The 8,388-nt window shown below is 65.2% G+C and carries 7 protein-coding genes; 3 read left to right on the top strand and 4 right to left on the bottom strand.

What is annotated here, in order from left to right:
* The 3 genes from dnaE to VN047_RS13960 all read left to right on the top strand — a co-directional run.
* Window positions 1-3,245, top strand: a 3,245-nt coding sequence (dnaE, locus tag VN047_RS13970) for a DNA polymerase III subunit alpha (protein WP_325543668.1), incomplete at its 5' end; no start/stop codon positions are given.
* Between the two features lie 7 nt (window positions 3,246-3,252).
* On the top strand, window positions 3,253-3,666 hold the full coding sequence (locus tag VN047_RS13965) for a GFA family protein (protein ID WP_325543666.1): 414 nt from the start codon (window positions 3,253-3,255) through the stop codon (window positions 3,664-3,666).
* A gap of 108 nt (window positions 3,667-3,774) precedes the next feature.
* On the top strand, window positions 3,775-5,373 hold the full coding sequence (locus VN047_RS13960; RefSeq protein WP_325543670.1) for a long-chain fatty acid--CoA ligase: 1,599 nt from the start codon (window positions 3,775-3,777) through the stop codon (window positions 5,371-5,373).
* Window positions 5,374-5,420: 47 nt separating this feature from the next.
* Here the strand turns inward: VN047_RS13960 and VN047_RS13955 are convergent, their stop codons facing one another.
* The 4 genes from VN047_RS13955 to VN047_RS13940 form a co-directional block, all read right to left on the bottom strand.
* A complete protein-coding gene (locus VN047_RS13955; protein WP_325543664.1) occupies window positions 5,421-5,726 on the bottom strand; it encodes a GIY-YIG nuclease family protein in 306 nt (101 codons plus the stop codon).
* A 42-nt stretch (window positions 5,727-5,768) separates the two neighbouring features.
* Complete coding sequence (locus tag VN047_RS13950) at window positions 5,769-6,857, bottom strand: PA0069 family radical SAM protein (protein ID WP_325543662.1); 1,089 nt, start codon at window positions 6,855-6,857, stop codon at window positions 5,769-5,771.
* 46 nt (window positions 6,858-6,903) lie between these two features.
* The gene (moaB, locus tag VN047_RS13945) at window positions 6,904-7,428 is read right to left on the bottom strand and encodes a molybdenum cofactor biosynthesis protein B (protein WP_325543660.1); all 525 of its coding nucleotides are present in this window, start codon (window positions 7,426-7,428) and stop codon (window positions 6,904-6,906) included.
* A partial coding sequence (locus VN047_RS13940; RefSeq protein ID WP_325543658.1) for a lytic transglycosylase domain-containing protein occupies window positions 7,418-8,388 on the bottom strand: 971 nt, incomplete at its 5' end. The genes moaB and VN047_RS13940, both read right to left, overlap by 11 nt.

The following is an 8,388-nucleotide window of genomic DNA, read 5'->3' as shown; positions in this document are numbered from 1 at the left end:
GCGGCGCGCCGCTGATCGACTGGCTCGCGCTCTATGCGCAGGACGAGGCCGGCTACAACAATCTCTGCGCGCTCGTGTCGGACGCGCATCTCGGCCGCCCGGCCGAACAGGACCCGCATGTCACGCTGGCGTCGATGGCGGGCAGGACCGACGGGCTGCTCTGCCTGACCGGTGGCGGCGAGGGCGCGCTCGCGCGGCTGCTTGCGGGCGAACAGAAGACCGCTGCCGCCGATTATGTCGAACAGCTTGAAGCGCTGTTCGCGGGCCGGCTCTATATCGAACTGTCGCGGCGCGGCGATCCGGTCGAGGCGGCGGCCGAAGAGGCGCTGATCGACATGGCTTATGCGCGCGCCTTGCCGATCGTCGCGACCAATCCGGCGAGTTTCGTCGAACCGAATTTCCACGCCGCGCACGATGCCATGCTGTGCATCGCGCAATCGGCCTATGTCGAAAGCGAGGACCGCCGCGTTTCGAGCCCCGAAGCCTGGCTGAAACCCGCCGAGGCGATGGAAGACGCCTTCAGCGATTTGCCCGAGGCGATTCACAACACGCTCGTCGTCGCGCAGCGCTGCGCATTCATGGCGCCGAAGCGCGCGCCGATCCTGCCGAGCCTCGCCGGCGACCGTGAAGGCGAGGCGGCGCAGCTTGCGGCCGACGCGCGCGCCGGGCTGGAGGCGCGGCTCGCGCATTATCCCGATCTCGGCGACGAAGAACGGCAAGCCTATGTCGCGCGGCTCGATTTCGAGGTCGGCGTCATCGTCCAGATGGGCTTCCCCGGCTACTTCCTGATCGTTGCCGACTTCATCAAATGGGCGAAAGCGCACGATATCCCGGTGGGCCCCGGGCGCGGTTCGGGTGCGGGCAGCGTGGTCGCGTGGGCGCTGACGATCACCGATCTTGATCCGCTCAAGCTCGGCCTGCTGTTCGAGCGCTTCCTCAATCCAGAACGCGTGTCGATGCCCGACTTCGACATCGACTTTTGCGAAACGCGGCGCGGCGAGGTGATCCGCTATGTGCAGGAGAAATACGGCCGCGACACCGTCGCGCAGATCATCACCTTCGGTAAGCTGAAGGCGCGCGCGGTGCTGAAGGACACCGGCCGCGTGCTCCAGATGAGTTACGGGCAGGTCGACCGGCTCGCGAAGCTGGTGCCGAACCATCCGACCGACCCGTGGACGCTCGAACGCGCGCTGAACGGCGTCGCCGAGCTGATGACCGAGTACAAGCAGGATGACGGCGTGCGACGCCTGTTCGACATGGCGCGCCAGCTCGAAGGCCTGCCGCGGCACAGCTCGACGCATGCCGCCGGAGTGGTGATCGGCGACCGTCCACTCGACCAGCTCGTCCCGCTTTATCGCGACCCGCGCTCGGACATGCCGGTGACGCAGTTCGACATGAAATATGTCGAGACCGCGGGGCTGGTGAAATTCGACTTCCTCGGCCTGAAGACGCTATCGGTTTTGAAGGAGGCTCGCCGCCTGCTCGCGCTGCGCGGGGTCGACGTCGATCTCGATGCGCTCGCGTGGGACGATGAAGAGGTTTATGCCCTGCTGCAGCGCGGCGAGACGGTCGGGGTGTTCCAGCTGGAATCCGAAGGCATGCGGCGCACGCTTTCGGCGGTGAAACCGACCAATTTCGGCGACATCATCGCGCTTGTCGCGCTCTATCGTCCGGGGCCGATGGACAATATTCCGCTGTTCGGCGCGCGCAAGAACGGGCGCGAGAAGATCGCCTATCCGCACCCGCTGCTCGAAGGCATCCTCGCCGAAACCTATGGCATCTTCGTCTATCAGGAACAGGTGATGCAGGCGGCGCAGATCCTTGCCGGCTACAGCCTCGGCGGCGCCGACCTGCTCCGCCGCGCGATGGGCAAGAAGGTCCAGGCCGAGATGGACGCGCAGCGCGAAACGTTCGTCAAGGGCTGCGGCGAGCATAACCAGATCAACGCCAAGGCCGCGAACGAGCTGTTCGATTTGATCGACAAGTTCGCGGGTTACGGCTTCAACAAGAGCCACGCCGCCGCCTATGCGTTGCTGTCGTATCAGACCGCCTGGCTCAAGGCGCATTATCCGCATGAATTCTTCGCGGCGTCGATGTCGTTCGATAGCCATCAGACCGACAAATTGTCGATCTTCATCGACGACATGCGCCGCCTTGGCATCGCGATCGCTCCGCCGTCGATCAACGAGAGCGAAGCCGATTTCTCGGTCGGGCAGACCGACGACGGGCTGGCCGTGCGCTATGCGCTCGGCGCGCTGAAAGGCGTCGGCGAAAAGGCGATGGAAGCGCTTGTCGCGGAACGGCGAATCAAGGGCGATTTCGCGAGTCTCGACGACTTTGCCAATCGCATCGACCCGCGGCAGCTCAATCGCCGCCAGATCGAGGCGCTCGCCGGAGCGGGCGCTTTCGACAGCGTCGAGGCGGACAGGCCGCGCGTCTATGCCGGCGCGGAGGCCATGCTCGGGTCGGCCAACGTGAACGCGCGCGAACGATCGATCGGCCAGGATTTCCTGTTCGGCGAGATCGACACCGTGCCCGCGTTGCGACTGCCCGCCGCCGAACCCTGGACGCTGGCCGAGCGGATGACGCGCGAGAAGGAGGCGTTCGGTTTTTACTTTTCGGCGCACCCGGTCGAGCAATATGAAGCGATCATCGCCGCGCGCGGGGCGCGCAGCTATGGCGACATCTGCGCCAACGTCGAAATGACGCCGGGCACGCGTATCCCGATGACGATGGCGGGCATGGTCGAAAGCGCGCGGCCGCGTGTGTCGCAGCGCGGCAACCGTTTCCTGAACCTGACGCTGTCCGACCGCAGCGGGCAGTTCCAGTCGAGCTGTTTCGACGAACAGGCGGGCAAGATTCTCGAGGCGCTCGCCGCCGACGGCGGCTGCGCGATCCTGGCAGTCGAACTCGACCTGCTCGAAGGCGAAGAGACGCCGCGCGTGACGGTGCGCGGCGCGCAGTCGCTCGTTGACATTGCGGCGACCGCGGCGCTTCAACTCACGTGCCGGGTCGAGTTGCCTGACGCGATGGAGGATATCGCGCGATTGCTTGAAAGGCGCGACGATGCACGCGGAAAGGTCGTGATCACGACGTCCGATCCGCTCACCGGCGACGATATCTGCATCGAACTCGGTCGCCGTTTCGCGCTCGGTCCCGATACGGTGTCGCGCCTCGAAATGGTCGCCGGGGTAACCGGACCCGCCCTTTCGCTCGTCGCTCCGCGCGAATTCCGGGTTCGGTAGCCGGGTCATGGCGACGACCCGCAAGACCCCCGGAAGCTGCCTTTGCGGCATCGTGCAGTTCGAAGTGTCGGGCGATTTCGACGCATTTTTCCTGTGCCATTGCTCGCGATGCCGCAAGAACAGCGGGTCAGCGCACGGCGCGAACCTGTTCGCCTCCAGTGCGACGATCGTCTGGCAGTCGGGCGAAGCGAACATCGCAACCTTCCGCGTGCCCGATACAAGGCACGAGCGCAGTTTCTGCATGACCTGCGGTTCGGCACTTCCCGGGGTGCGAATGGACGGTGCGTTGCTCGTCGTTCCGGCAGGAAGCCTCGACGGGCCCGTCGATATCCGCCCGACGGCGCATATTTGCTGCGCGAGCCGCGCCGACTGGGACGCCGATCTGGCCGATGTCCCCTATATGGATGGTCTTCCCGGCTGAAATCGGCCCCTTTCGGTGCCGCGGCCCTCTGTTTTGCCTTGCGCGCGCTTTGCCTCCGACCTTATCCCTAGGAGGCAACGATAGAATAGAGGATGCCTGATGTTCGGAATGCAAAGCCAGCCGCTGCTGGTTCCCAGCCTGATCGACCATGCCACGCGCGAGCATGCGGGGCGCGAGATCGTCTCGCGCTGGGCGGACGGTAGCCTGACGCGAACGACGTGGGGCGAGGTCGGCAAGGATGCGCGCCGCTTCGCCGCCGCGATGACAAAGCTGGGGATGAACAAGGGCGACCGGATCGCGACGCTCGCGATGAACCACGGGCATCACCTCGTCAGCTGGTACGGCAGCGCGGGCATGGGCGGCGTGCTGCATACGGTGAACCCGCGACTGTTCGACGAACAGCTGATCTACATCATCAACCATGCCGAAGACCGGGTGCTGTTTTTCGACGCGATGTTCCTGCCGATCGTCGAGCGGCTGCGGCCGCAGCTTCCGACGGTCGAGCATTTCATCCTGTTCGACGCGCCGGCGCGCGAGGGGTATCTTTCGTATCGCGACCTTATCGACGCCGAGGACGGTAGTTTTCAATGGGTCGCGCTCGACGAACGCGATCCGGTCGGGCTCTGCTATACGAGCGGTACGACGGGCAATCCGAAGGGCGTCCTCTACGAGCATCGTTCGAACGTCATTCATGCGATCACCGAAATCCAGCCCGACGTGTTCGGCCTGTCGAACCGCAGTGTCATCCTGCCGATCGTCCCGATGTTCCATGCCAACAGCTGGGGCGTGCCTTTCGCGGCGGCGACGGTGGGCGCGAAACTCGTCTTTTCGGCGACCAACGACGCGCAGGTGCTGTGCGACCTGATGCACGAGGAGGGGGTCACGCACAGCGCCGGGGTGCCGACGGTGTGGATCGCGATGTTTGCACATATGGATGCGACCGGTATCGGATATGGCAAGCTCGAGCGCGTGATCATCGGTGGATCGGCGGCGCCGCGCGCGATGATCGAGCGCTTCATGCGCGCGGGAATCGTGGTCGGCCATGCCTGGGGGATGACCGAAACGAGCCCGATCGGGACCATGGGCAAAAGGCCGTGGAACTGGGACGCGCTGAGCTTTGACGAACAGGTCGACATTGTGTGCCGGCAGGGCTGCCCACCCTATGGCGTCGAACTGCGCATCGTCGACGACGAGGACCATGTCCTGCCGCGTGACGGCGTGACGAGCGGACGGCTGCAATGCCGCGGACCATGGATCATCCAGCGCTATTTCAAGGCGGATGCCGACGCGGCCGACAAGGACGGCTGGTTCGACACCGGCGACGTTGCGGTGTTGCACCCCGATGGCGTCATGCAGATCACCGACCGCGCGAAGGATGTCATCAAGTCGGGCGGCGAGTGGATCAGTTCGATCGAGCTCGAAAATGCCGCGGTCGGCGCGCCGGGCGTGCAGGAAGCGGCTGCGGTCGGCGTCTATCACCCCAAGTGGGACGAGCGGCCGATCCTGCTGATTGTCAGGAAACCCGGCGTCGACGCGAGCGAGGCGGCGATCGTCGATTATCTGAAGGACAAGGTCGCCAAATGGTGGCTGCCCGACGAGATCGTCTTCGTCGACGAACTGCCGCACACCGCGACGGGCAAGATCCTGAAGCGCCAGATCCGCGACGATTACAAGGATTACAGACTGCGATCGCTGGCGGAGGCGTAAGGAAAAAACGTCGCCCCCGCGAAGGCGGGGGCCGCTGTCGGTCTTGCTCAACCGTTGAGGGTCTCGAGCAGGTCGGTCCATTCGGGATTGGCTTCCGAAATGAGGCGGAGTTTCCAAACGCGGTTCCATTTCTTCAACGCCCTTTCCCGAACAACTGCTTCGTCGATCCGGTCGAATGGCTCGGCATAAACCAGTCGGTTCAAACCCCATTTCTTGCAGAACCCGGAGCCTGTTCCTGTGCGATGCTGGGAAATTCTGGCCGATAGATTGTCGGTCACGCCAATGTAGAGGATTCCGGTCGGCTTGTTGGCCATAATGTAGACATAGGCTTGTCGCGCCATCATCGGCTCCATGCTGCCAGCGGCCCCCGCCTTCGCGGGGGCGACGATTATTGTTCAGAACAGCTCCATCTGACCGTCGCGTTCGGGTGGGCGGAACAGGTCGCTGCGGATCGGCGGGAAGCTCCGGTCCATGCCGTGCTCGCGGGCGGCGCGTCTGACGCGGGTGCGGATCAGCTGCGCCCAGACTCCCTGGCCGCGCATGCGCGTGAAGAAACCGGCATCGTTGTCGCGCCCGCCCCTGATGTCCTGCACCATGTGCATCACCTTGTCGGCGCGGTCGGGGTAGTGCGCGGCGAGCCAGGCGCGAAAGAGCGGCGCGACTTCGAAGGGCAGGCGCATCAATATGTACGAGGCGCGGATCGCGCCCGCATCGGCGGCGGCAGCCATGATCGCCTCGATCTCGTGATCGGTGATCGCGGGGATAATCGGCGAAATATTGACCTGCGTCGGCACGCCGGCATCGATCAGGGCGCGGATCGCCGCGAGCCGGCGGCGCGGATGCGGCGCACGCGGTTCGAGCGTGCGCGCGATCCTGGGGTCGAGCGACGTCACCGACACCGCGACCCCGACGAGATTGTCGCGCGCCATGTCGGCGAGCAGGTCGATATCGCGCAGCACGCGGTCGGATTTGGTCGTGATGATCAGCGGATGCCGGGTTTCGGCCAGCACCTCGACCACCGAACGCGTGATGCCCCATTCGCGTTCGATCGGCTGATATCCGTCGGTATTGGTGCCGATCGCGAGCGGCGCCGCGGTGTAGCCGCGCTTCGCGAGTTCGGTGCGGAGCAGTTTCGCGGCATCGGGCTTGGCGAACAATTTGCTTTCGAAGTCGAGGCCGGGCGACAGGTCGTGAAAGGCGTGGGTCGGCCGCGCGAAGCAATAGATGCAGCCATGTTCGCAGCCGCGATAGGGATTGATCGAGCGGTCGAAGCCGACGTCGGGCGATTTGTTGCGCGCGATGATCGTTTTGGGATGTTCGACCGTGACCGTCGTGCGCAGCCGGGGCGCTTCGCCGTCGATTTCCTCCGCCGCGTCGAGCCAGTCGCCGTCGGCGATGCGCTCGGCCGAGCCGGTGCGCGTCGGCCGCAAATTGGTCGGCGCACCGCGGCCCGCAATCGGGGGCAGGGGCTTGGTTGATTCCATCGGCGCAGGATATCGCGCCAATGAGAACAAAGAAAGAACGAAATGCCTATTCGGTCAGGCGCGGCATCAGTTCGACGAAGTTGCAGGGCTTGTGGCGGCTGTCGAGCTGGGTCGACAAAATGCCTTCCCATGCGTCGGTGACCGCACCCGTCGAGCCCGGCAGCGCGAAAATATAGGTGCCGCGCGCGACGACCGCGCAGGCGCGCGACTGGATCGTCGAGGTGCCGATCGTCTGATAGCTGAGCCAGCGGAACAGCTCGCCGAAACCGGGAATATCCTTGCCGTCGAGCCGGTGCAGCGCTTCGGGCGTCACGTCGCGGCCGGTGAGGCCGGTGCCGCCGGTGGTGATCACGACGTCGACGTCCGGGTCGTCGATCCAGTTGTGGAGGCGCGAGACGATCAGGTCGGTTTCGTCCCTGATGATCGCGCGCGCGGCGAGGATGTGCCCCGCGCCGGTCAGCAATTCCTCGAGCTTGTCGCCCGACCGGTCGTCGGCCGCGCTGCGGCTGTCCGAAATTGTCAGCAGCGCGATACGGACAGGCTTGAAGACAAGGCTTTCGTCAATCGGCATTGGCGAGGTTGCCCGCATAGGTCAGGCGGGTGCGGTCCTTGCCGTCGGGGAAGCGCGGCCATTTGCCCTGCGCCAGCGCGGCGCGGCTGACCGATGGCTTGCCCTGCTGCGCTTCGTACATCCAGTAATTGCGCAGCACGATGCCGACATAGCCGCGCGTTTCCCAATAGGGGATCGATTCCATATAGAGCAGCGGGTCGCCATTATCGCGGATTTCGGACTGCCAGCGCGCGATCGGCGCGGGGCCGGCGTTGTAGGCGGCGATCACCTTGGGCAGCTGGCCGCCGGTCGACGGATCGCGGCTCAGATATTGCAGATAGCTTTGCCCCATGTCCATGTTGACCGCGGGGATACGCAGGTCGCCGGTACCGCTGTCGCCGCGCCAGCGCGCGATGTCGCGCGCGGTGCCGGGGCGGACCTGCATGAGGCCGAAGGCGCCCGCGGGGCTGACGACGGTGCGCTGGAAGCGCGATTCCTGCAGCGTGTGGGCGAAGACGAGCGCCGGGTCGACCTTCCACCCGCCATTGGGTTCCCATTTGGGCTGCGGATAGCGGGTCTGCGCCGCGAGCTTGCGGCCCTGCGGCGTGTTGTGCGCGAGATAGAGCTGCGTTTCGGGAAGGCTGAGCGCGCCGGCCATCGCGAGCAATTGTTCGTGCTGCCGCGCGTCGCCGATCAGCGCCTGATGGCGGAGCAGCGTGCCGGCATATGTATCCTCGCCGATCTCGGCGAACGCCATCGCGGCACGGACGTTGGGCAGGTCCTCGAGCGCGCGCCAGGCGCTGCGGTCGGCGCGGACATTCTCGCGCTGGGCATTCGTTTCGACCCCGAGCGTTTCGACGGCGAGCAAGCCGTAGAAGGTTTCCTCGTTCGCGCCCGCGGCCGGGAACTTGGGCTGGTAATGCAGGATCAGTTCATTGCGCATCACGGCCTTGCGCAGGTCCTGCAGCAGGCGCAGCTGAC

The organism is Sphingopyxis sp. (assembly GCF_035565275.1).
Taxonomy (GTDB): Bacteria; Pseudomonadota; Alphaproteobacteria; order Sphingomonadales; family Sphingomonadaceae; genus Sphingopyxis.
Note: the sequence above shows the minus strand (reverse complement) of the source record. Positions and strands in the feature narration are given on the sequence as shown.